This is a genomic window from Endozoicomonas euniceicola, assembly GCF_025562755.1.
GTDB lineage: Bacteria > Pseudomonadota > Gammaproteobacteria > Pseudomonadales > Endozoicomonadaceae > Endozoicomonas_A > Endozoicomonas_A euniceicola.
In genome coordinates this window covers 2,341,019-2,364,665 of record NZ_CP103300.1, presented here as the reverse complement: position 1 = coordinate 2,364,665, position 23,647 = coordinate 2,341,019, and the positions used below count along the sequence as shown (strand labels likewise).

At 48.7% G+C, this 23,647-nt stretch carries 18 protein-coding genes and 1 pseudogene; 14 read left to right on the top strand and 5 right to left on the bottom strand.

The window, feature by feature from the left end; translation table 11 throughout:
• Nucleotides 1-64: 64 nt before the first annotated feature.
• Nucleotides 65-1,213, bottom strand: coding sequence for an alpha-hydroxy acid oxidase (locus NX720_RS09035; protein ID WP_262600804.1), 1,149 nt, complete (start codon nucleotides 1,211-1,213; stop codon nucleotides 65-67).
• Between the two features lie 68 nt (nucleotides 1,214-1,281).
• Between NX720_RS09035 and NX720_RS09030 the strand changes: the two genes are divergently transcribed.
• Nucleotides 1,282-2,004, top strand: coding sequence for a hypothetical protein (locus NX720_RS09030; RefSeq protein WP_262600803.1), 723 nt, complete (start codon nucleotides 1,282-1,284; stop codon nucleotides 2,002-2,004).
• Between the two features lie 87 nt (nucleotides 2,005-2,091).
• Here NX720_RS09030 and cspE read toward each other — a convergent pair whose 3' ends face one another.
• Nucleotides 2,092-2,301, bottom strand: a complete 210-nt coding sequence (gene cspE / locus NX720_RS09025) for a transcription antiterminator/RNA stability regulator CspE (RefSeq protein ID WP_262600802.1) — start codon at nucleotides 2,299-2,301, stop codon at nucleotides 2,092-2,094.
• A gap of 367 nt (nucleotides 2,302-2,668) precedes the next feature.
• On the bottom strand, nucleotides 2,669-4,090 hold the full coding sequence (locus NX720_RS09020) for an NTP/NDP exchange transporter (protein WP_262600801.1): 1,422 nt from the start codon (nucleotides 4,088-4,090) through the stop codon (nucleotides 2,669-2,671).
• A 178-nt stretch (nucleotides 4,091-4,268) separates the two neighbouring features.
• On the opposite strand from NX720_RS09020, the gene NX720_RS09015 reads away from it, so the two are divergent.
• The 3 genes from NX720_RS09015 to NX720_RS09005 all read left to right on the top strand — a co-directional run bounded on the left by NX720_RS09015 (nucleotide 4,269) and on the right by NX720_RS09005 (nucleotide 7,506).
• Entirely contained in the window at nucleotides 4,269-5,228 is a 960-nt protein-coding gene (locus tag NX720_RS09015; RefSeq protein WP_262600800.1) for a metalloregulator ArsR/SmtB family transcription factor, read from the top strand.
• A 143-nt stretch (nucleotides 5,229-5,371) separates the two neighbouring features.
• Nucleotides 5,372-6,535, top strand: coding sequence for a methionine adenosyltransferase (gene metK, locus NX720_RS09010; RefSeq protein WP_262600799.1), 1,164 nt, complete (start codon nucleotides 5,372-5,374; stop codon nucleotides 6,533-6,535).
• A 140-nt stretch (nucleotides 6,536-6,675) separates the two neighbouring features.
• A complete protein-coding gene (locus tag NX720_RS09005) occupies nucleotides 6,676-7,506 on the top strand; it encodes a hypothetical protein (protein ID WP_262600798.1) in 831 nt (276 codons plus the stop codon).
• Nucleotides 7,507-7,640: 134 nt separating this feature from the next.
• Here NX720_RS09005 and NX720_RS09000 read toward each other — a convergent pair whose 3' ends face one another.
• Nucleotides 7,641-8,813 carry an RNA-guided endonuclease InsQ/TnpB family protein gene (locus tag NX720_RS09000; RefSeq protein ID WP_262600797.1) on the bottom strand — a complete coding sequence of 391 codons (1,173 nt, stop codon included), beginning with the start codon at nucleotides 8,811-8,813 and terminating at the stop codon, nucleotides 7,641-7,643.
• A gap of 65 nt (nucleotides 8,814-8,878) precedes the next feature.
• Here NX720_RS09000 and tnpA point away from each other — a divergent pair.
• The 5 genes and pseudogenes from tnpA to NX720_RS08980 form a co-directional block, all read left to right on the top strand.
• Nucleotides 8,879-9,190, top strand: a pseudogene (tnpA, locus tag NX720_RS08995) (IS200/IS605 family transposase); the annotation flags it as partial.
• 70 nt (nucleotides 9,191-9,260) lie between these two features.
• On the top strand, nucleotides 9,261-9,788 hold the full coding sequence (locus NX720_RS08990) for an IS630 family transposase (RefSeq protein WP_262595375.1): 528 nt from the start codon (nucleotides 9,261-9,263) through the stop codon (nucleotides 9,786-9,788).
• Entirely contained in the window at nucleotides 9,773-10,036 is a 264-nt protein-coding gene (locus tag NX720_RS27050) for a transposase (protein WP_404831084.1), read from the top strand. The genes NX720_RS08990 and NX720_RS27050 overlap by 16 nt, the downstream gene beginning before the upstream one ends.
• Nucleotides 10,037-10,121: 85 nt before the next feature.
• Nucleotides 10,122-11,447, top strand: a complete 1,326-nt coding sequence (locus tag NX720_RS08985; RefSeq protein WP_262600796.1) for an IS701 family transposase — start codon at nucleotides 10,122-10,124, stop codon at nucleotides 11,445-11,447.
• Nucleotides 11,448-11,493: 46 nt separating this feature from the next.
• Nucleotides 11,494-11,868, top strand: coding sequence for a transposase (locus NX720_RS08980; protein WP_262600795.1), 375 nt, complete (start codon nucleotides 11,494-11,496; stop codon nucleotides 11,866-11,868).
• A gap of 48 nt (nucleotides 11,869-11,916) precedes the next feature.
• Here the strand turns inward: NX720_RS08980 and NX720_RS08975 are convergent, their stop codons facing one another.
• Complete coding sequence (locus NX720_RS08975) at nucleotides 11,917-12,933, bottom strand: LacI family DNA-binding transcriptional regulator (RefSeq protein ID WP_262600794.1); 1,017 nt, start codon at nucleotides 12,931-12,933, stop codon at nucleotides 11,917-11,919.
• A gap of 350 nt (nucleotides 12,934-13,283) precedes the next feature.
• Between NX720_RS08975 and NX720_RS08970 the strand changes: the two genes are divergently transcribed.
• The 5 genes from NX720_RS08970 to pckA all read left to right on the top strand — a co-directional run bounded on the left by NX720_RS08970 (nucleotide 13,284) and on the right by pckA (nucleotide 23,607).
• The gene (locus NX720_RS08970) at nucleotides 13,284-16,343 is read left to right on the top strand and encodes a beta-galactosidase (protein ID WP_262600793.1); all 3,060 of its coding nucleotides are present in this window, start codon (nucleotides 13,284-13,286) and stop codon (nucleotides 16,341-16,343) included.
• A 132-nt stretch (nucleotides 16,344-16,475) separates the two neighbouring features.
• Complete coding sequence (gene melB, locus NX720_RS08965; RefSeq protein ID WP_262600792.1) at nucleotides 16,476-17,840, top strand: melibiose:sodium transporter MelB; 1,365 nt, start codon at nucleotides 16,476-16,478, stop codon at nucleotides 17,838-17,840.
• A 56-nt stretch (nucleotides 17,841-17,896) separates the two neighbouring features.
• Complete coding sequence (locus tag NX720_RS08960; protein WP_262600791.1) at nucleotides 17,897-20,056, top strand: alpha-galactosidase; 2,160 nt, start codon at nucleotides 17,897-17,899, stop codon at nucleotides 20,054-20,056.
• A 259-nt stretch (nucleotides 20,057-20,315) separates the two neighbouring features.
• The gene (locus NX720_RS08955) at nucleotides 20,316-21,599 is read left to right on the top strand and encodes a carbohydrate porin (RefSeq protein WP_262600790.1); all 1,284 of its coding nucleotides are present in this window, start codon (nucleotides 20,316-20,318) and stop codon (nucleotides 21,597-21,599) included.
• 376 nt (nucleotides 21,600-21,975) lie between these two features.
• A complete protein-coding gene (pckA, locus tag NX720_RS08950; RefSeq protein WP_262600789.1) occupies nucleotides 21,976-23,607 on the top strand; it encodes a phosphoenolpyruvate carboxykinase (ATP) in 1,632 nt (543 codons plus the stop codon).
• Nucleotides 23,608-23,647 lie beyond the last annotated feature (40 nt).

The following is a 23,647-nucleotide window of genomic DNA, read 5'->3' as shown; positions in this document are numbered from 1 at the left end:
GGGATCGCCGGTCTTGTCACTGCGGTTATTTATTCCTGCTTGCTACGACCCTAAAGTAGACGGTTCAGCGAAATCTCAGGTTATTTCTGCCAAGCTCCTGAATGTTTTTGCAGCCCATCAGCTTCATATCCCTGACCAGTTCGGCGTGCAGGCATGACAGTGCTTTCTCAACGCCAGCTTGCCCGGCCGCTGCCAGTGCATAAAGGTACAGACGCCCTCCGGAACAGGCTTTAGCACCAAGGGAGAGTGCTTTTAATACATGTGTGCCTCTGCGAATGCCGCCGTCACAGATGACGTCAATGTCATCACCTACGGCATCGACAATTTCTGCCAGCTGGTCAAAAGGCGAGCGTGAACCGTCCAGCTGACGGCCACCATGATTGGAAACCATGATGCCCGCAGCTCCGATATCAACGGCTTTACGGGCATCTTCCACCGACATGACGCCTTTGATGATAAACGGTTTTCCCCAGTATTTTGCCAGTGCTTCGGCATCATGCCAGTTCATGGACTGATCCAGCATGGTATTAAAATAATCAGCCACCGATATCGGAATGCTGGTGCCTTCTTTTAGATAAGCCTGCAACTGCGGGAGTTCAAATGTCTGCCGGAAAAAGTAGTTGAAAGCCCAGGCGGGGTGAAGGGCAAAGCTGATGAGACTTTTCAGGGTAGGTTTAGGGGGCGTTGTAAAACCTGTCACCAGATCCCTTTCCCGGTTACCGCCAACAGGGGTGTCAACCGTCAGTGCCATGACATCGAAATGGGCGGCCTTGCAGCGATCGATCATATTTCGGGTCAGCCCTTTGTCTTTATGGACGTAAAGCTGAAACAGCTTTGGCGTTTTAACCCGCTTGCTGATTTCTTCAATGCTGACGGTACCAAGTGATGATAAGCCAAATAGGGTGCCAAACTGTTCGGCCGCTCTGCCGACAGCCAGCTCTCCATCATAATGGAACAGTCGTTGCAGGGCTGTCGGAGAGAGGAACAATGGCATGTCCAGCTTTTGGCCGACGACGGTTGTGGATAAATCAACGTCATCAACGCCCCTGAGTACGTTGGGTACAAGATCGCAGTTGTCGAAAGCCCGGGTGTTTTGTCGATAGGTTTTTTCATCGTCAGCGGCACCATCAATGTAATGAAAGATAGGCGAGGGCAGTCGTTTTTTAGCCAGCCGGCGAAAGTCGTAAACGCAATGGCAGTGTTTAAGTCGCATAAGGCTACAGCCTGTCTGAATCAAAAAAGTGCTGGTTTCAGAGAGTTTAGATTGCGTAGGATAGGATCTTGAAAGCCAGTAAAGAGGTGTGGCTGATGTACAAGTCAAGCAGAGGGCGGTCGGCGCCCTTATCCGAAGCAGAGTTTCTAAGGGCTTTTGAGCAAAGCAACCTTTTGACCTTGAAAAATTGTGATCTCTTTACCAAGGGGCTCACCACTGGAGCTGGTGTGTCTTTTACTCCTGCCAGAAAATCCCGAGGGGATTATGGAGCACAAAGCTATTATTCCGGTTATGTTTTCAAAGCTGATTCGAAACTTCCTCTCAAGGCTTTTCAAGAGGGCTTTCAGCCTTCACCACTTCAAATGGTGCAGGCGGGACAGTCAGCTACGTCTCGTTATCGTATGCACGGAGGAGTTGTGACAAGCCTGAGCGCAATAGCAGCGGGTTGGTTACTGGTTCAAAACCTGGGGATCAGTATCTATGTTTACCTCGTCGATGCGACTTCTTATTCCGGCATGATGGAGCATAAGCCGAATATGCCAGCAGCTTATCGATATTTGGAACAGGATCAGTTGCAATCCTGCGATGTGTTGTATACGCACCCTATTTTTAACACGGACATTATCGGCTGTGTCTGGTCTACTCAGTTCCTTCGCCCGGAACTGGCAGCAAAAAACTGGCCTCCGCGTGCCGCATTGGGGCCTGCCAAACTCAGCCTTGCTGTAAATCCTAAATATGATAAGGGCAAGGAAGGAGCTGAAGAGGTTGCAAGGCTTTTCAGTATTGGGTAGCGGGACCGTAGATTTTGGAGGTAGATCAGGTGGATGAACGACGAAGGGGCAGCTTAAACAAGCTGCCCCTGGGGGGGTGAACTGTAATTACAGTACAACGATGTCTTCAGCCTGAGGGCCTTTCTGGCCTTGAGTTACGGTGAACTCAACGCGCTGACCTTCTTTCAGGGTTCTGAAACCTTCACCCTTGATCTGACGGAAGTGAGCGAAGACGTCTGGCCCGCCATTTTCCTGGGCGATGAAACCAAAACCTTTCTCTTCGTTAAACCACTTAACAGTACCTGTGGAAGTAGACATATTTATATCCTGACAGTTGAAAAATTTGTTTTTGCCTCATTACAAGGCGGTTGAGCTAGAAGTTTTGTTATTGTTTATGAAAAGCAGGATGCGCTACGACACACAGTACATCTGAATTAAACATAAAGAACTAAACACACTTTTAACCCAATCATTGTATAGCACTCTATCGAATGCACAATGAGTATTTCTTTCAATGTTCCCCCGGGATTATCCCGTCAGGCACAACTCCAAGGGAAAACGAGAATTATACCAGTTAAAGCAGTCTGTTTCATTGTGTGTATACCGCAAAAATCTGTACAGATAGAGCTTAAGATAAGTACTTTCGTCTAATAAAACCTCTTTTGTCTCAGACTCTCTCTTTGTTTCAGAAACCATGGCGACGATACTGTTTCGATAACGCATTCACTGATAGCAACCAGACAATGGTGATGATCATAAACACACTGGCAAGCCAGTGCATTGAGGCGGTCAATGATCCCAAGGTAACGATCAGAAGTTGCTGCACAAGGGCGCTGGATGACTTTCCCGCACGGCTGACAATCAGTTCAATGGATGCTTTGCCTTTCAGCTTTTGCTCATTATTCAGTGGGACAAAAGCCATCTCCTTGGTGGCATCAAACAAAGTGTACTTTGCTGACTTGCTGGCAACATTACACAGTGTTCCAATGCTGATACCTGCCAGCAGCATAGGGGTGGAAAGTGCTTCTGGCAGCCAGTTGCTGTTTGACAATACGACAGCAAGAAAGAAAGGAATGCCGGTAAACGCCATCAATAGCGGAGTTCCCAGGGCTGCAATTCGCCAGCTGTAACGGACAAGCCAGGCTGTTAGTCCCGCCATCAGTAAACACCCCAGACCGCTATAAAACGTTAACTGCCCCATTAGCATGGAATATTCAGTTTCGGTCGGATACACCCGCAAAACCTGACTCTTCCATGCAACTTCAGCCGTGTTTATGGCAATGCAATAGGCCAGCATAATCAGGGCGATATTTCTCAGGTAAGGACACTTTACCAGGTAAAGAAAGCTGTCTTTTAAAGGCAGTCGGGTGGCGGTATTGTCATGGCTTCCCCGCGAGGCAGTGGCAGAAAGGGGGGCTGCCAGTTTTATGCTGTGGTAGTAAAGCCAGATAATCATTAGTCCGCAGACAACAAAAACAACAGAGAGCCAGACCAGACTGATTTGCCAACCGTCGTCATCGTTTATGGCCAGATGGCGAACCAGCAACAGGATCATTGGGCCTGAAAGCAGTGAGGCACTGTTTCCAGCCATAGTCAGCAGTGGATATTCCCGTGACGATGATTCCACCGTACTGGCGTCGTTTACCGTCGACCAGAGCAGTGTGCAAATCACCCCGGTGCTCCAGAGTTCGGCACAGGCAAACAGAAGGGTTAAAGGCCAGTGTTCCAGTAGTCCGCCTATCAGAATCAGGCTATCGGGCAGATAGGAGTATAGAGTCTGACAAAAGGAACTGGGGGCGAGTTCAGTCAGGTTAGGGTAGAGATACAGGGAAAAGAGAGGCATCCAGACCAGAAATGGCACAATGGTAAAAACAAAAAGGTGCTGCCTGGAAAGCCGGTTCGCCAGAAAGCTGTAACAGAAGACAAAGAGAAAGGCTGATGGCGTAACGACCCACAACTTGATGAATGGAATAATCTCTGCCCCCATGCGGGTGATCAGTAGAGATTCTTTCAGGTTACGGAGAATGTCGAAGTTGATAACGCATAAAAACATCATAAAAGCGTGACTGATAAAAAGAGAGTGTCTTTGCAGGCATCCCGGAAGCATGGATTTACCTCTTGTGTTGAGTGGCAGGGGTTTTATACGATCAGACCTATATCGAAAAGTTTTGATATACCTTATAGTGCTTGCTAAAATTCGCAATGAAGTAATGGATGCGAAACTAAAAGGCCGCATTAATCACAGGTCTTTATTCGGGCTTTTTTCGTGGTATGAGGAGCATAGCTTGTCAGATACTGAAATGGTCGATCAGCTTGCCATTTTCGGCAAAGCCGTTGGTGACGCTCTCAGACTGCAGGTGCTCAGGGTACTCAGCACAGATTCTTTCGGGGTACTGGAACTCAGTCATGTGTTTGCTATGCGCCAGCCAGCCATGAGCCACCACCTCAAAGTACTTTCCCAGGCCGGACTTGTTTCGACACGCAAGGAAGGTAATACCGTTTTTTACCGCAGGTCACTGCCACCATCCGTTGAAGCTTTTGGTGACGCCGTTCGCTCCCTGTTCAAAGCGGTTGACGGGCTGGTTCTGCCTGCTGAGCTGGAGCTCCGGCTTGAAGCGATCAGAGAGCAGCGCGCAGAACAGTCCATGGCGTTTTTTGCCCGGCATGTAGAAGCGTTTCGACAGCATCAGGAACTGATTGCTGACCACGAGCTTTATGCCCGCTGTGTTGCCGATTTACTGAAAACCACAGACATGCCTGAGCGGGCTCTGGCCCTGGAGCTGGGCCCGGGAGAAGGGGAATTCCTGGAAACCCTTAGCCAACGCTTTAATCAGGTCTATGCTGTTGATAATTCTGGGGAGATGCTCGCCAGCAGCCAGCGTTTCGCTGCAAAACACGCTCTGAAAAACATTGAGTTTATCCACGGAGAGCTGAAAACACTGCAACATCTCGAAGATCAGTTCGACTGCGTGGTCGCCAATATGGTGTTGCATCATATACCCAGTCCTTCAGGGATTTTCAAACAGGTAGCCGGCCTGCTAAAGCCCGGAGGCAGTTTTCTGATCAGTGACCTGAGTCAGCACGATCAGGACTGGGTACGGGAATCCTGCGGCGATATCTGGCTGGGTTTCAGTAGTGACGATCTCGATAACTGGGCCCGGGACGCAAGTTTGAACTCAGGAGAATCCCAGTACCTGAGACTACGTAACGGGTTTCAGATTCAGGTTCGTCGCTTTTATCGATAAACGACGATTATCTAATGAACAAGAGGCTGGCCGGGAATAGTTTTAATGTTTTTATTCGCAGCCAGCTTTAACGTAATAGTTTTCTGTGAAGCCGTTCTATCCCGAAACGGAATCATGGTTGTTTAATGAGGCACAAGAAGACAATGGCAGATTATTCTCTGTTTACCTCCGAGTCTGTATCGGAAGGTCATCCGGATAAAGTAGCGGATCAGATTTCTGATGCGATTCTGGATGCGATTCTGAAAGACGATCCGGATGCCCGTGTTGCGGTTGAAACCATGGTTAAAACCGGCATGGTGATCGTGGCGGGTGAGGTTCGTACCGAGACTTACGTTGATATTGAAGAGCTGGTGCGTAAGGTCGTGACGGGGATCGGTTACAATCATGGCGACCTGGGCTTTGACGGTGAGTGCGTTGCTGTCCTGAACGCTATCGGTAAGCAGTCCCCGGACATTGCTGTCGGTGTAGACGAAACCGAAGAGCACGAAATGGGTGCTGGCGACCAGGGCCTGATGTTCGGCTATGCCACCAACGAAACGCCGGTTCTGATGCCTGCGCCTATTTACTACTCTCATATGCTGGTGAAGCGCCAGGCTGAACTGCGCAAAAATGGCACATTGCCATGGTTGCGTCCGGATGCCAAGAGTCAGGTTACTATGCGTTACGACGCACAGGGCAAGGTTCAGAGTGTTGACGCTGTTGTCCTGTCTACCCAGCACGACCCTGAAATTTCTCAGGAACAGTTGCAGAAAGACATTCTGGAACACGTTATCAAGCCGGTGTTTCCGGCGGAGTGGCTGCACGAAGAGACTCAGTACCACATCAACCCAACGGGTATCTTTGTTATCGGTGGACCGGTTGGCGACTGCGGCCTGACGGGGCGTAAGATCATTGTTGACACCTACGGTGGTATGGCTCGTCACGGTGGTGGTGCGTTCTCCGGTAAAGACCCGTCCAAGGTTGACCGTTCCGCTGCTTACGCAGGTCGCTACGTAGCCAAGAACATTGTAGCTGCGGGTCTGGCAGATAAGTGTGAGATTCAGGTGTCTTACGCGATTGGAGTGGCAGAGCCGACTTCTATCTCCATTAACACCTTCGACACTGGCAAGATTGCCGACGAGAAAATTGTTGAGCTGGTGCGTGCACACTTTGACCTGCGCCCTAAAGGTCTGATCAGTATGCTGGATCTGAAGCGTCCGATCTATCAGAAAACCGCTGCTTATGGCCACTTTGGTCGTGAAGACGAAGAGTTCACCTGGGAGCAAACCGACAAGGCTGACGCCCTGCGGGCTGACGCGGGCCTGTAAACACAGACCTTGCTCTGACCCCGCTGAAAATGGTCAGAGGCGCTAACGCAGTAGTTAGTGTCTTCAATGCTTTCAGGCTTCATTATCTGACAACGCTAACACGCACTATTGCCAGATAACGAAAGACAGGGAGTCGAACTATGAACAGTACAGGAATGAATTCGGTAAGCGTTACTCAGGGTTATACACAAACACCTACAACGGAAACAACCCCGACTAATACAGGGCGAAGCAGAAGCGGTCATGATGTGACAGAAGCAACGCCTGTCCCGGTTCTGAGCTCCCCGGAGATGCACAAAGCCGCGACAACGGCTCCGGCTTATAAAAAAGGAGCCACTATAGGTCAGAGGCTGGCCTGCCCGTTTGCTACTGCCGGAAACCTCCTTGTCAAAACGGCTTATGCTGTTGCCAAGGGGGCAAGGATCCTGGCCTGCGCTCCGGGTTCTCTGGCTGGAGGCATTGCAGGACTGGCTGTCGGTATCCCTGTTGCAGGAGTGGTAAAGCTGGTTGAAATGTTGGCTGGAACCAACACCAACTATGGTCTAAAAGTGATTCTGGGAGGGGTTGCCGTGGGAGGGATTATAGGTTCTTCGGTGACAGGTGGCGCTGGAGCCTTTGCCGGGGCTTTAGCTGGTGTAGGCCTGGGTATTGTGAGTGGCCTTATTGGGTTTGGCAAAGGTGTACGTGATGCTGTCAGAGGAGACGTTCACCGTCTGGAGCGTGAAAAGTTAACACTGAAAGACTTCTTTGAACAAATCATGAGGGATGAAGAAGATGCAGGCAAAGGGCTTGCGGCACAGGTTCAGAAGCTTTCCACGTCAAAGCATGATGGCCTGCTGAGTCCGGCAGGCTCTCCGGCAGTCCCTCTGGAGTCGCCTTCCAGAGTTTCAGCGGGTGATCAGAATCCATCTGACTTTTCGACCGCCAGTCTTGATTTTGTGCAGGCAAATGTGACAACTGGCTCAGTTTAGCGACTTGCTTATGCACCCGTTCATTCGGGTGCATCCTTATTATTACGATTGACCTGTACAACCCCTCCGCTATGTCCGAAACTTTCACAAGCCGGTGACTGCTCCCCACCCTATCGGGTGAGGCTTCTGATTTCTTAGGCAGCAACCGACAGTATGCCGGATTTACGCAAGCCTCCATCAGCAGAAACGGACAGTCCTTCCGCCTTTAATTTCAATATGCCTTGCTTCTTGATATTGCGAGCTGCATTAATATCCCGGTCATGGATAGCACCACAGCTACACTCCCATGATCGGATTCTCAATGGCATTTTTTCCTGTTTCAAATCGCAGACTGAGCAAGTTTTAGAGGATGCAAACCACTGGTCTATCTTCACCAGATGTTTACCTTCCTGCTTTGCCTTGTATTCGAGTTTGGTTATCAGTGAGTGCCAGCCAGCATCAGCAATAGAACGAGCAAGACGCTTGTTCTTGAGCATGTTTTTAACTTTCAGTGTCTCCACAATCACCGCTTGGTTTTCGTCGATGAGTTGTTTTGATAGCTTATGCTGAAAATCATTACGGGCAAAGGCTACACGCTCATGCGCCTTTGCCACCAATAAACGGGCTTTGTGCCTACCTTTTGAGCCTTTCTTGCAGCGAGATAGAGCCTGTTGTTTTCTTTTCAGGTTACGTTGTGCTTTTTTCAGAAAGCGAGGATTGCCAGTCTTATGGCCGGTACTGGTGATAGCCAGATCAGTAATCCCCATATCAACACCGACAACCTGATTAGCTTCAAGATTATCAATCTGTTTTGGTTGTTCCTGGGTATCATCAGCCAATATGGAGGCAAAATACTTGCCGGTTAGCGTTCTGCTCAGGGTGATAGACTTCACCTTACCCACTATTTCACGATGCACTTTAGCCCTTATGGGCTTGCGCTTGGGGATTTTTATCCAGTTATCGCCCACAGAGACAGACGTACAATGGTAGCTACTTTGCTTGCCATGCTTTTTCTTGAAGCGAGGAAATCTTGCCTGCAATTTGGGATTGAAAAAGTTTTGAAAGGCCGTATCCAGATTGATAGTGGCCTGTTGCAGTGCAATAGAGTCAGCGTTTTTCAGCCATGAGTACTTTCGGCTTTTCTTGGCTTTTGCCAGCAAGGGCTTCAGGTGTTTTTTGGGAGAAAGGCTCTGCCCACGAACCTTGTAATAATGAACCTTAATAGCCAGGGCCTTGTTCCATACGAACCGCACAGCATCAAACTGACGGTCGAGAAATTCCGCCTGCTCTGATGTTGGATAGATTCGTACTTTGGTGGCTCTCAGCATGGAATGTTATTTCAGTACTCATCAATATAAACTTTATATTACAGGTATTTGAAAGAGGTTTTCAAGTGAGCGCACGCAATAAAGATTTGCTTAAAGGGTATCTTCGCAAACGACATAGCGTTACCAAGCTGGTTGTTCATTTGGTGTTCACGACAAAGTACAGGCGAAAGCTTTTTGATGGCTATATGATCAAGCAGTTACGGGAGTCGTTCGAGAGTGCATGTGAAAAACTGGAATGCCAGTTACTTGAAATGGATGGCGAAAAAGATCACGTACACCTGTTGGTGGCCTACCCACCAAAACTGGCTATCAGTGTCATGGTAAATAATCTCAAATCAACATCATCAAGACGGTTGCGAATGCTGAATACCCACCTTATACCAATCCCTTTTTCAGAATATGAGCTAAACTGAGTATAAATTTTATTGCCTACTATCTACTATTAAGATGTCTTGTTCTCCCAATTTATCCGAAGCCTTCTTTAAAGAAGATTTCCAAAACCAAGCACGACATGCCTTAGATAACAGGGAGTGTATTCGGCTGCTTGGTTTGCGGCTCTTACAAAAAGGTCTACCAGAAACAGAAGTTGCAGATTTACTCGATGTCCACCCTCAAGCAGTATACAAATGGTTATGCCGTTATAAAGAAGGAGGAGCAGAGTCTCTTAAGGATAGAGGCGGTCGTGGCAGAAAAAATATATTAACTGATGAACAAGAACAGCGATTTAAAAGTGCCGTTCTTGAACTTCAGGAACAACGTGAAGGGGGAAGAGTTGTTGGAAGAGATATCAAAGAAATGTTAAGCAAGGAATTTGGCATAGACTGTGTCAACTCAACAGTTTATAGATTACTTCATAAAGTTGGCCTTTCATGGATCTCCGGTCGAACACGTCACCCTGAGAGTGATCCAGAAGCACAGGAAGCGTTTAAAAAAAATTCAAAGATGAGGTACAGCAAAGGATACCGGAAAGTGTAGATCTAAAAAATGTTGATGTTTGGTTTCAAGACGAAGGACGCTTTGGTCAACAAAACACTATCAGCAGAATTTGGGCTCCTAAAGGAAGTCGACCAGGATTAATTCGGCAACGCCAATTCAAATATGCTTATATGTTTGGAGCCGTCTGCCCAGAACGAGATAAAGCTATTGCCTTAATACTTCCGATGGCTAATACAGAATCAATGGCTCTTCTTTTAAATGAGATTTCTAAAGTAACTCAAGTTTAGAGAATTATAAGTACTAACGTTTCGTATTTTTTGATGCTGAGATAGGTTAAGCAACCGCTTCATCTACCAGGAAAAAGCGGTTGCCATGCTCACTTCAGATCAGAAAGTAATCCTTCGAGAGCTTTCTTTATATACGACATTTCTTGCAAAAGCGCTATCACCACTTGCGGCACCAACGTTCTGTGAGTTACTTCTGGGTGGCATGCTTTCTGGCGAAGGCTTTGTTACACAAGCCCTTCTGACGATCCACTACGAAAATTTCTGGAACAGCTACCATCATTGGGTCTCCCAAGGTAAGTGGCGTTGGCGAAACCTGGCGCATCGTCTGATATTGCTGGTCAGTTCTAAAGTGCCTGACGGTCAGACCATTCCCCTGATTCTCGACGACCTGACACTCGAACGTTGCTCTGACAAAGCACCGGCATGCCGAATACATCACCAACACAGCAAGAAAAAGAACCGGTGTACTTATCTCCTTGGTCAATGTTGGGTCTTTCTGGCTATTCCTTTCCATAGACCATCAGACAAGGTGCATACTGCGATTCCAGTGATGGCTTTTCCATCACCTAAGTCAGGCAACATCAGCAAGCTTAAAATTGCAAAGGCCATGCTGAAATCTGTACGACAGAGTCTTCAGGGGCGAGCTTTGCGCCTGCTCACTGACTGCTGGTTTATGAATCATACCATGATGCAGCCCGCGCTTGAGCTTGGGTATGAGGTCATTGGTCATATACCGAAAAACCGGGCACTTTATGCGCTTCCAGTCGATGCACTTCCTCCCTCTCCTTTCAAAAGGAAAGGCCGCAAGCGTAAGTACGGTGTCAAAATGACACCTGAGGAAGTAGAGAAATTACCAGAGACCAAGATGACTCTCTGGCTTTACAGAAAGAACCGGACTGTCTCTTTTCGTTCTTGTATTTGCCGAGCTCGTTTTTTGAAAGGCCGTATTGTCCGAGTCGTCTGGAGTTGTTTTGAAAACGACAAGGGACAAACAGAAACTAAACTGTTTCTGTCCACCAATCCTGACTTGAAAGCCGATGAAGTGCTATTAGCCTACTCGCTCAGGTGGCCTATAGAGCCTATGTTCCAGCAACTTAAACACGAGTTTGGATGCAAGCATTTATGGCAGCAGAAACTCAGAACGCTGTTACGGTGGATGCACATTAAAATGGCAGGGTATGCGCTGGTGCAATTGCTGACCATTTGTCAAAATCCAGCGGCCATTGCGCTGGCCAAAACTGCCTGGAGGAATCCCCATACAGTCACGGCCGGAATGCTTAGGCGCGCGCTGTTTTGGATTATTCCGCAGTTTCGAATTCGTGGCTGCTGGAACCGATATGAGCAAAAATTAGAGCTGAAATTGCCGGATAAAAACGAACGTTCGGATAGTTTTTTGGAAAAAGCGGCATAAATGAACTCAGAACCAATGATTTAAACGGTTCAGGCAGGTTTAAATTGTGTGCCTGACGGGATTGGCTGCGCCGACGCTAAATATTTTACCGAACGTTCATGTTTCAAGAAATCTAAACCTGAGTAAAGTAACACCTGAAGGACAGTATGCGGCAGTGGTGATAGATAATGCTGGATATCATCACGCAAATGATCTTCCCGAATATGACAACCTGGTGCTAATTCCATTACCTCCTTATTCACCAGAGCTGAATAGTTCAGAACAACTTTGGGAGTGGTTGAGAGAACATGATTTATCCAATAGGTCTTTCAAAAATTATGATGCCATCGTTGATGCACTCTGCGATGGATGGAAAAAGCTTACTTCTGAAGTTGGCCGTTTAAAAAGTTTATGTTCCAGAAGCTGGGCTACTTTATCATAATTTAAAAACGGAATTGGTATTATATCCCCGCCCGCATTGGGCGAGGGTTTACGACGATTTTGCTAAGAAAAAAGGTGTTTGGGGAGTTAAGGCCGATGTACTGCTGCGCTCGACAAACGTAGGTATCAGAACGTGCTCCCGGGGCATTGGGGCGTCCTGACTGGTCAGTTTCAGTGACAGTCTTGCTGCCTGCTCTGCCATTGCCGCAGCAGGGTAGCGAACGGTTGAGAGTCTGGGGTTCAGATAGCTGGCAATAATCAGGTCATCAAAACCGACAACGGATACACTCTCAGGGCATTGGATGCCGTTTTCCGCAAGAGCCGATAGTGCTCCGGCTGCCATTACGTCGTTATAGGCGACAATGGCGGTTAAAGTCAGCTTTTTGGCCAGCAGATTATACGTCCCAAGTCTTCCACCTTCTTCCGAAGGGTAACTGGATGTGATGAATTGTTCGTCAATAGCAATGCCATATTCAGTCAGAGCCTGCTTATAACCCTTCAACCGGTCAACAGCGTCGTCTATATTCTGTTCAGAACACAGGCAGCCAATGTTCCGGTGGCCTTTGTTCAGCAGGTGCCGGGTGGCAATGTAGCCGCCATAAACATTATCAAGGGCGATGCAGCGGTGGCTGATGGACTTGATGTAGCGGTTGATCAGTACCAGGCCGGGCATCTGGCTGGCGTATTCAACCAGTTCTTCATCCGGCAGCCATTTGCTGTGGATAATAGCGTGATCGCAGTGACTCATTAATTGCCTGATGGTCTGTCGTTCTGTGTCGGCACTGTACTGACTGCTCAGAACAAAAAGACGTTTGTCGTTTTTTCTGGCAATAGCTTCTACCCCTTTAATGATCTGGCCAAAAAAAGGCTCAGAAACATCAGACACCATGACGCCCATCGCGGCAGCTGCCTGCCGGGTACTGCTTACTTTGTAACCCAGTTTAGCAATGGCCTGATGCACCGCCGCAGTGACGGCACTGCTGGTATTTGACTGGCGATTAATCACCCTTGAGACCGTGGCCGTAGAGACATTGGCCTCTCTGGCTACATCTTTTATCGAAGTCATCGTTTTTTATAAACCACTACAGATTTCAAAGCGCTTGCTTGTCCGGCATTTCAAGACTGGCCCGGGGCTGCTTTATACCTTTCGGACAGTCTGGTTACAAATATGTAAACGTTACATTTCAAAATACCTATTAAAAATAGGCATTACAGTTTTATTACCTGAAAAGTATGAAACGTTACAAATTGTTGACCTGTGTCAGTATGTTCATAAAGCGCCCTCCTTATGATCGTTTGTGAAAAAATGTGAACACTTTGGGCATCAACGTTACCGGTTCTTCATGTAACTGTTCTCAAAGGCATCACTTAAGCTGGCTGAAAATTTGTCTGAAACGATTGATTGCAGAGTAGGTTATGAGTTTGTTGATTCGTCGAGATTGGGAAAATCCGGAAGTTACCTCCTGGAACCGTTTGAAAGCTCATTCTCCTTTGCACAGCTGGCGCAGGGAAGCGGATGCATTAAGTGGTCAAGCCAGCAACCGCAGAATCAGTCTGGACGGTGACTGGCATTTTGCACTTTTTTCTGCGCCTGAGTCTGTGCCAGCCAGTTTTCCTGAAACCGGGGTGACTGAATCAGAAACCACCATAAAGGTTCCCGGCAACTGGCAGACTCAGGGACACGACAAACCCATTTACACCAATGTCAAATACCCCTTCCCCTGCAAGCCTCCTTTTGTTCCGGAAGAAAACCCCACCGGTTGCTACTCAACCACGTTCCGCTTGCCGGAAGACTGGGAGCAGGAGAGCCAGACCCGCATTATTTTTGACGGCGTGAACAGTGCTTTTTACCTCTGGTGTAATGGTCAGATGGTGGGTTATTCACAGGACAGCCGCCTTGCTGCTGAATTTGACCTGTCGCCCTACCTGAAGTCCGGAGAAAACCACCTGAGCGTGATGGTGATTCGCTGGTCCGACGGCAGCTATCTGGAAGACCAGGATATGTGGTGGCTCAGTGGTATTTACCGTTCGGTCACATTGCTCAACAAGCCTGCCCGCCATATTACTGATGTAAGAATGACACCTGAACTGGATCATCGGTACGAACAGGGTTACCTGAATATTGTCGTTGATACCTGCCAGAGCGAAACCCTGTCTGTGCGAACCACCCTGTATTCTGGTGAGACGGTTGTCTGCACAAAGACCCAGCCAATGGGAAGTGCCCTGGTGGATGAAAAAGGTGGCTACGATGATCGCTGTGTTGTCGACCTTGAAGTGCCTGCCCCGAAGCTATGGAGCGCAGAAGCCCCTAATCTTTATCGCCTGACCGTGACTCTGGTGGATTCTGACAGCGGCAAAGAGTACGAGACAGAAGCTTACAATGTTGGCTTCCGAAAAGTAGAAATCAATAATGGTCTGTTAACCCTGAACGGCAAGCCATTGATGATCCGTGGGGTTAACAAGCACGAGCACAACCCTGCGACCGGTCATTTTGAGACCGTCGAAGACGTTAAAGAACACCTGCTGCTGATGAAGCGAAGCAACTTCAACGCGGTGCGCTGTTCCCATTACCCGCATCAACCGGCTTTTTACCAGTTATGCGACGAGTTGGGTCTGTACGTGGTGGATGAAGCCAACATTGAAACCCACGGCATGAACCCCATGGGTAAGCTGGCGGATGATTCCCGCTGGTTAAGTGCATTTATGGAGCGCACAACCCGCATGGTGGCTCGTGACTTCAACCACCCGTCCATTATTCTCTGGTCGCTGGGCAATGAGTCCGGTTACGGCGCTGCCCACGACGCTATGTACCAGTGGATCAAGCGGACTGACCCTTCGCGCCCTGTGCAGTACGAAGGTGGCGGTTCCAATACCGCAGCGACAGACATCATCTGTCCTATGTATGCCCGTACCGATCAGGACCTGCCTCAGCCCTGGTATGACGAACCAAAATGGGCGCTGAACAAATGGGTGGGTATAGCCGGTGAGCATCGCCCCATTATTCTGTGTGAATACGCCCACGCCATGGGTAACAGCCTGGGTGGTTTTGCCGAATACTGGCAAGCTTTCCGTCAGCATGAACGTTTGCAGGGTGGCTTTATCTGGGACTGGGTTGACCAGGGGCTGGATAAGGTTGACGAAAATGGCAAGCACTTCTGGGCTTATGGTGGTGACTTTGGTGATGAAATCAATGACCGCCAGTTCTGCGTCAATGGTCTGGTATTCCCGAATAAAACACCGCATCCAGCCCTTAATGAAGCCAAACGGGCACAGCAGCCTTTTACCTTTGAACTGATCGAAGGTGATAGTCCTGCCATTGAAGTGACCAGTGAATACGGCTTTATTAATACTGATCACCACAGGCTGACATGGGAGATCCTGTCCGGCACTGAAAGGCTGGCGTCGGGCGAAAATGAGTTGAATATTGCGCCGGGTGAACGTCAGCGGATTAATATTGATCTGTCGTCTGTTGCAGGGGGCAACACGCCACTGCTGAATGTAGCCATTCATCTGACCGAAGCGACAGCCTGGTCTGAAGCGGGTCATGAAGTGGCCCGACACCAATTCCTGTTACGGGAGCCGCTGTCAGCTGTTTCATTATCCGGTGATAAAACAGTAACAACGATTGTTGAGTCTGAATCCGCTTTCACGGTATCGGCTGCCAACAGTCAGTGGACGTTAAGCAAGGGCAGTGGTCAGCTGACCAGCTGGGTGAAAAACGACAAAGAGCAACTGCTGGCACCGCTGCAGGACAACTTCTTCCGGGCACCGCTGGATAACGACATTGGTGTCAGTGAAATCGACCGCCCTGATCCGAACGCCTGGATGCCACGCTGGCAGAGAGCCGGACTGTTTAACCCGGTGCACCGATGCGTTGATATCAGTTGTCACCCTGAGCGGGGAGAGGTGCAGGCACAGCATGAATACTTTGCTGACGAGCAGGCAGAGCAGCCGATTATCCGAACCCTATGGATCTATCAGTTCAGTGCAGCGGGTGAGGTCAGGATTGATGTCAGGGTTGAGCTTGACCGGTCTCTGCCGCCCATGCCCCGGATTGGTGCCAGGTTACGCCTGAAAAATACGCCTGAGTCCGTTGCATGGTTTGGCCGTGGTCCTCATGAGAACTACCCGGATCGTCTATTAAGTGCCGATATCGGTGAATGGTCTCAGCCTCTGAGCCAGATGCATACACCTTACATTTTTCCGAGCGACAATGGCTTACGCTGTGATACCCGCCGTCTGTCGTTAGGTGACGCAGTAGTTAAAGGCAATTTCCAGTTCAGCGTCAGTCCGTTTGGTCAGGAGCAGCTGGCAAAGGCTCTGCATACGAATGAGCTGGAAGCCTGTGAAGGCGCATTTGTCTATCTCGATGGTTTTCATATGGGAGTGGGTGGTGACGATTCCTGGTCGCCAAGCGTTCGTCCGGAATATCTGCTGAAGGCTTCTTCCTATCAATGGCAGTTTGAATTGTCCTGAGTTGTGTGGGGTCGGGGTCATCCGTCAGGGTGATTCCGGCCGCTATTCGACGTTTAAAAAGTTCAAAAGTTAAAAAGTTAAACCGTTTAAAAGTTGAAGTTCGCCTGTTGTTTTTAATTGGGGGTAAAAATAATGAGTACAAAAACGGATAACCAGCATATATCGCTGGATACCAAGTTTTCTTATGGGCTGGGTGCCCTGGGTAAAGACTTTGGTTGTGCGCCTATTTACATCTTTCTGATGTTTTATTACACCGATGTCGTTGGTCTTTCAGCGGCATTTGTGGGTACTTTGTTTCTGGTGGCGAGGGTGATCGACGCCTTCACCGACCCGCTGATGGGCATGATTGTTGATAATACCCGCTCCCGCTTTGGTAAATTCCGCCCCTGGATTCTTATTGGTACGGTGATTAACGCTGTTGTACTGGTCATGCTGTTCAGTGCCCATCGTTATGAAGGAACCTTTGTTTATGTTTATGCCGCAGCGACTTATATCCTCTGGGGCGTGACCTATACGATCATGGATATTCCTTACTGGTCGATGATTCCTTCCCTGTCTTCTGAGCGTTCAGAGCGGGAGCACCTGGTGGTATGGCCCCGTATTTTTGCCAGCATTGCCTGGACGGTTGTGGGTGGCTACGGTCTCTACACGGTAGGTCTTCTGGGCAACGGTGACCAGGGGCAGGGCTTCTTCATGATGAGCTTATGCATCGCCGTTCTGTTTGTTGCCAGTGCGATTCTGGTTTTCATGCGGGTTAAGGAGAAAACCGATGCGGGCAAAGTGGCCAAAGAGAAGTTTACCATCAGTGATGTTAAGAAAATCATTGGCGAAAACGACCAGCTGAAGTCCCTGATTGGTTTTGTTCTGTCGTTTAATATTGCCATGCAGCTGATTGGCGGCTTTGGTATCTATTACTTCACCTACGCCATCGGCATGCCTGAGATGTTCCCGATGTTTATGCTGGTGGCGGGTGCGGCTGAATTTGCCGGCATTTTCCTGTTCCCATGGATTTCCAAGGTGGTTAACCGCCGCTTTATGTGGCCTCTCGCCTGTGGCTTCCCAATTCTGTGCTGTGCCGTCCTGTTCCTGGGTAGCGTGATCGCTCCGGAAAATGCGATTCTGGTGGGTATTGCCGGTGCTGCCATGAAGTTTGGTAATGGTCTGTTTAATGGTTTGTCTACGGTGATGCTGGCGGACGTTGTGGATTACGGTGAAGAGAAAACCGGTATGCGTAGCGAAAGCGTTATCTTCTCTGTGCAGACCATGCTGGTAAAAGCGGCTGGCGCACTGGCCGGTTTCCTGATCGGTTCTGGCCTGACTCTGATTGGCTATGTCGCTAACGAGGTTCAGACCCCGGACACCATCACTGGCCTGAAAGTGCTCATGCTGCTGGTACCTGCCGTTCTCGTGGGTCTGAGTGCCCTGATCTACAAGAAAACCTATCGTCTGGATAAGCGTTTCGATAAAGAGGATGGCGGCAAAGTAGAGTACGCCTGACCGACGTGCAGTGCTTTCCGGACGGAAAGCACTGACTGCTTCTTTTATTCAATGCTATGACATCAAACGATACGACACTAAACAATACGACCGCTATGACGAAACCATTGATTCATCTGTCAACAGAGACCACCAGTGTTCTGATCAAAGCAGAAAAACACCTGCCCGAAGTCGTTTATTGGGGTGAAAAGCTGCCAGAAACCACTGACCTGGCTTTGTATTTTCAGGCTAATCATCGCCCGGTTCAGCAGGGCAGCATTGATACGGATACGGTGTTGTCCCTTTGCCCTGAGCACGCCCGTGGATTGTTCAGTTCCCCCGGACTGGAAGGTTGTCGGCAGGGCAATCACTGGTCGCCGGAGTTCACGGTGGAAGAAGTGCTTGAGCAAAACAATCGTGTTGTTTTTTCCTGCCGTGACCCGAGGGCGGAACTGAAGCTCGCTATTCACCTGACCCTGAATCCGGCCACCAGCGTTCTGGAAACGTATCTGGAGCTGACCAATGCCGGTGAGTCTGCCTATGAGTTGCACAAGCTGACCAATACCCTGCCGTTGCCGGTGACTGCCCGTGAAATTCAATATTTCCACGGTCGCTGGACCCATGAATTTCAGACAGAACGGAAGGTTCTGGATCGTGGCGGTTTTACCCTGGAAAACCGCCGTGGCCGAACCTCCCACGAACATTTCCCCGGTGTCATGATGGGGGATGTCGGTTTCGGTGAAACAGCGGGTAATGTTTACGGTTTTCATCTTGGCTGGAGTGGCAACCACCGTATTCATACGGAAGCAATGAACGACGGCCGTCGTTATATTCAGGCAGGCGAGTTGTTGATGCCCGGTGAAATGACACTGGCAGCGGGTGAGTGCTATAAGACGCCAACCCTCTACAGCACGTTTAGCAGCAAAGGACTGAACGGGATCAGCCAGAACTTTCACCGACATGTTCGTGCTGAGATTGTCTCTTTCCCGGAACCTGAAAAAATCCGTCCGGTTCACCTGAACACCTGGGAAGGCATTTATTTTGACCATGACCCGGATTACATCATGAACATGGTGCGTTCTTCCGCTGACATCGGGATTGAACGTTTTATCATTGATGATGGCTGGTTTCGTGGGCGTAATGGTGACAATGCGGCACTGGGTGACTGGTATCTGGATACCGGCAAGTACCCGGAAGGTCTGCAACCCATTATTGATTGCGTAAAAGAGCACGGCATGGAGTTTGGTCTCTGGTTTGAGCCGGAAATGATCAGCCCGGATTCTGATCTTTACCGCGAACATCCGGAATGGATGCTTCATACCGAAGGTTATGAGCAGGTCACTATTCGCAATCAGTACGTACTGAATCTGCAAATTCCTGAAGCCTTTGACTTTATTGCCGGAAGACTCGATGCACTGCTGTCGGAATACGACATTAGTTATATAAAGTGGGATATGAACCGGGAGCTGGTGCAGCCCACCCATAATGGCAAGGCCGGTTTCCACGGTCAGGTAGAGGCTTACTACCGGCTGGTGGATTTTGTCAGGGAAAAGCACCCGCTGGTGGAAATTGAAACCTGTTCCGGCGGCGGTGGTCGTGTGGATTACGAAGTGTTGCGCCGGACCCACCGGTTCTGGGCATCAGACTGTAATGATGCGCTGGAGCGTCAGGCGATTCAGCGTGGTGCCAGCTACTTCTTCCCGCTGGAAATTACCGGCGCTCATATTGGTGCAAAGCATTGCCATACCACCGGGCGACAGCATAACAGCCATTTTCGTGGCATTACGGCACTGTTTGGTCATATGGGCGTTGAGCTGGATCCTGCCAGCGCATCGGAAGAAGAAAAACAGGCGTTTGCCAAATACATTGCATTGCACAAGTCTTTCCGTGGTTTGCTGCACACTGGCAACCACTTCCGTTGTGACACGGATGTTAAAGAGACCCAGGCATGGGGGGTGGTGAGTGAGAATCAGCGGGAAGCGGTTCTGATGTATTCACAATTCAAAATGTCGGAATACGCCCTGGCGGCACCGCTGAAAATACCGGGTCTGAATCCTGACATGAATTATCGGGTGGAAGTGCTGGAAAACAGTTCAACAAACCTCTACATGAAACAGTGTCCACCGTGGATGATGGAAGCCGTATCCATGAGTGGCGCATTGTTAGGGCAGGTGGGATTAACGATGCCGGTGCTTCAGCCAGAGAGTGCATTGTTGATTCGACTGACCAGAGTTTAAGGGATGGTTTAAGGCATGTTTTCAGTGAGTCACTTATCAGGCTTTTTAATTAATGGAAGCTGATGGGTGGTTCACTGTTAATAACTTTATATTTTGGGGATTAAAAAATATAACGACCCGTAAGGTCATTAATTGATGATTTCCGTAATCAGATAAACATCACTATTTATTGGTGAACATTTCTATTGCCTGAAAAAAGCACCGAAATTTTCGTTTTATTACAAATAACTCAACACACATTAATAATTGAGTAACACCTATGTTAAAAAAAACACTTATAGCTAACGCTGTCTCTTTAGCCGTTTTATGTTCAGCCACGGTTGCCCATGCCAATTTTGGTATTGAGAATGTTCGAACCATGGGTTATGCCAAATGGGGAACTCTTTACACCAATAATAACGATCACAACGGTGGTAAAGGTGAACGTAGCGAGGTAATTCGTGCCGACCAGGGTTATGGTAACTACCGACTCGGTAATGAAATGAACTGGTGGGAAGCCGGTATCGCCATGGACCTCTGGCGTGATGGCGACACCTACTTTGATACCACGTTGATGATTGGCAGCGGCGACAAATGGGGCGATGTCAGTACGATTCAGATGTGGTCAGCGGGTCATGGCCTGTTTGCTTCCCAGCCAGATGCCAAGGTCTGGGTGGGTGAACGCCATTATCGTCGTCATGAAGTGCATCTGGCTGATATCAAGTACTGGGACACCTCCAGTACCGGTATTGGTATTGAAGACTGGAATATTGGTTTTGGTAATGCCCAGGTGGCGTGGATGTCGCCGGAGTCAAATACAGACATCGATAAAAATAAACGAACTCTGCACAATATCGACCTCCGGGTCAGTGATATTCAGTTAAATGATTCCGGTGAACTGATCGTTGGTATGAACTATGCCTTTGCTCAGAATTCAAAATTTGAAAAAGCCCCTGGCGAAAAAGTAACAGACTCTGGTTACATGTTCTCAACCCTGTATAAACAGGACTGGGCCCACGGTAACAACACACTGGCGGTGCAATACGGTGCGGACGGCCTTGCCGGTGGCTTGATGAGTGCCGAGGGCGGTAAGACTCGCAAATACAGCATTGGCGAAGATCACAATGGTCACAGCTGGCGGGTATTCAACCATGGTGAAGTAAATATCTCTAAAGACATTGAGATGATGTACAACATCGCCTGGCAGGATAAGAAACTGGATAATAAAAGAGGTGAGGAGTGGTTCAGTATCGGTGCCCGCCCTCAGTACCAGTGGACTGATAATATAGCAACGGCGCTGGAAGTGGGTTATGAGACCGTGAAGGCTGAAAATGGCGCTGGCACCAACGAGATGGCCAAGATCACCCTGGCACAGATATTCCAGGCGGGCAGAGGGGTCTGGGGACGTCCATCCCTGCGGGCTTTTGTGACCTATGCCAGAAAGACGGATGAATGGAATCGTGGGGAAGGAAGTAATAAGGTTTATGCCAAGCCTGTCAGTCTCGGTGAGAAGAAAAAGAAAAATGAAGTTATCGTTGGCTTCAATATGGAGACCTGGTGGTAATAACGTTGCCAGCTAATGAGCTTAATTCGATGATAATGGTGTAACATCAGCCCGTCAGATTCTGGCGGGCTGCCAATACACGATAAAGCCTGAATAATAAATAAACGACGAACAATTCTTAATTCGCAGTTCAGCGGTTGTTAAACATTTTCTTTTTTGATCACTATCAATGTAATGGTAATCCGATTGTAGTTAGATAAAAGCCGAATGGTGTGATCTGGGTTGTAAGGAAATTTACTAAAAATAAATGTAAATAATAATAAGTTTAACTTGCAGGGTTAATAACTTAGAATAAGCCCGGTACAAACTATCACAAAGTTTTTCAAAGCTTTTTATAGATAGGCATAACGATTACAAGCCTGGGAGAGCAATTTCTATGAGCGAAATCAATGTAAATGTCGAATTAGACCCTCAGTCTCTGGCTGAGATCGGCATCAAAGACGTTAAAGAAATCGTTTATAACCCGTCTTACGACACTCTGTTCGAAGAAGAAACTAAACCGGAACTGGAAGGTTACGAGAAAGGTGTTGTCACCGAGCTGGGTGCCGTAGCCGTGGATACCGGCATTTTCACCGGACGCTCTCCTAAAGATAAATGGATTGTTAAGGATGAAACCACCGCAGACAGCATGTGGTGGACAACAGAAGATTCTAAAAACGACAACAAACCGATTAATCAGGAAGTCTGGACTCACCTGAAAGGCTTGGTTACCGAACAGCTGTCCGGTAAGCGCCTGTTTGTTATTGACGGTTTTTGCGGTGCCAACCCGGATACCCGTCTGAGCATCCGGATTGTGACTGAAGTGGCCTGGCAGGCACACTTTGTTAAGAACATGTTTATTCGCCCGACGGAAGAAGAGCTGAAAACGTTCAAGCCTGATTTCGTTGTTATGAATGGCGCCAAAACCAGAAACCCGTTGTGGCAAGAGCAGGGTCTGAACTCTGAAAATTTTGTGGCGTTCAACCTGACTGAAAAAGTGCAGGTGATTGGTGGTACCTGGTACGGTGGCGAAATGAAGAAAGGTATGTTCGCCATGATGAACTACCTGCTGCCTCTGCGTGGAATTGCTTCCATGCACTGTTCTGCCAACGTGGGTGAGAAAGGCGACGTTGCGGTATTCTTTGGTTTGTCCGGTACGGGTAAAACGACACTGTCTGCTGACCCTAAGCGGGCGCTGATTGGTGACGACGAGCACGGCTGGGATGACGACGGCATCTTTAACTTTGAAGGTGGCTGCTACGCCAAGACCATTAAGCTGTCTGAAGAAAATGAGCCGGATATCTACCACGCTATCCGTCGTGACGCACTGCTGGAAAACGTTACCGTAAACGCTGGTGGCAAGATCGATTTCGACGACGGTTCCAAGACAGAAAACACCCGTGTATCTTATCCGCTGCACCATATCGAAAATATCGTGAAGCCTGTTTCCAAAGCGGGTCATGCCAAGCGGGTTATCTTCCTGACGGCAGATGCCTTTGGTGTACTGCCTCCGGTGGCGAAACTGACCCCGGAACAGACCAAGTACCACTTCCTGTCTGGCTTTACCGCTAAACTGGCCGGTACTGAACGCGGTATCACCGAACCGACACCCACCTTCTCTTCCTGCTTTGGTGCAGCTTTCCTGACTCTGCATCCTACTAAGTATGCTGAAGAACTGGTGAAGAAGATGGAAGAACACGGTGCTACCGCTTACCTGGTAAACACTGGCTGGAATGGTACTGGCAAACGTATTTCTATCCAGGCAACCCGTGCCATCATTGATGCCATTATGGATGGCTCTATTGATGGAGCTGAAACAAAAACACTGCCGTATTTCGGTCTGCATGTGCCTCAGAGTGTAAACGGTGTGGATGATACCATTCTGAATCCTCAGAACACCTACGCAGATAAGGCAGAGTGGGAGAGCAAGGCCCAGGACCTGGCGGATCGCTTTATTACCAACTTCAACAAATTCACTGACAATGAAGAAGGTAAGGCCCTGGTAGCGGCTGGTCCACAGCTGGACTGATTTTTTAAATAAAGTAATGAAAACGAGAGCTGCGGCTCCC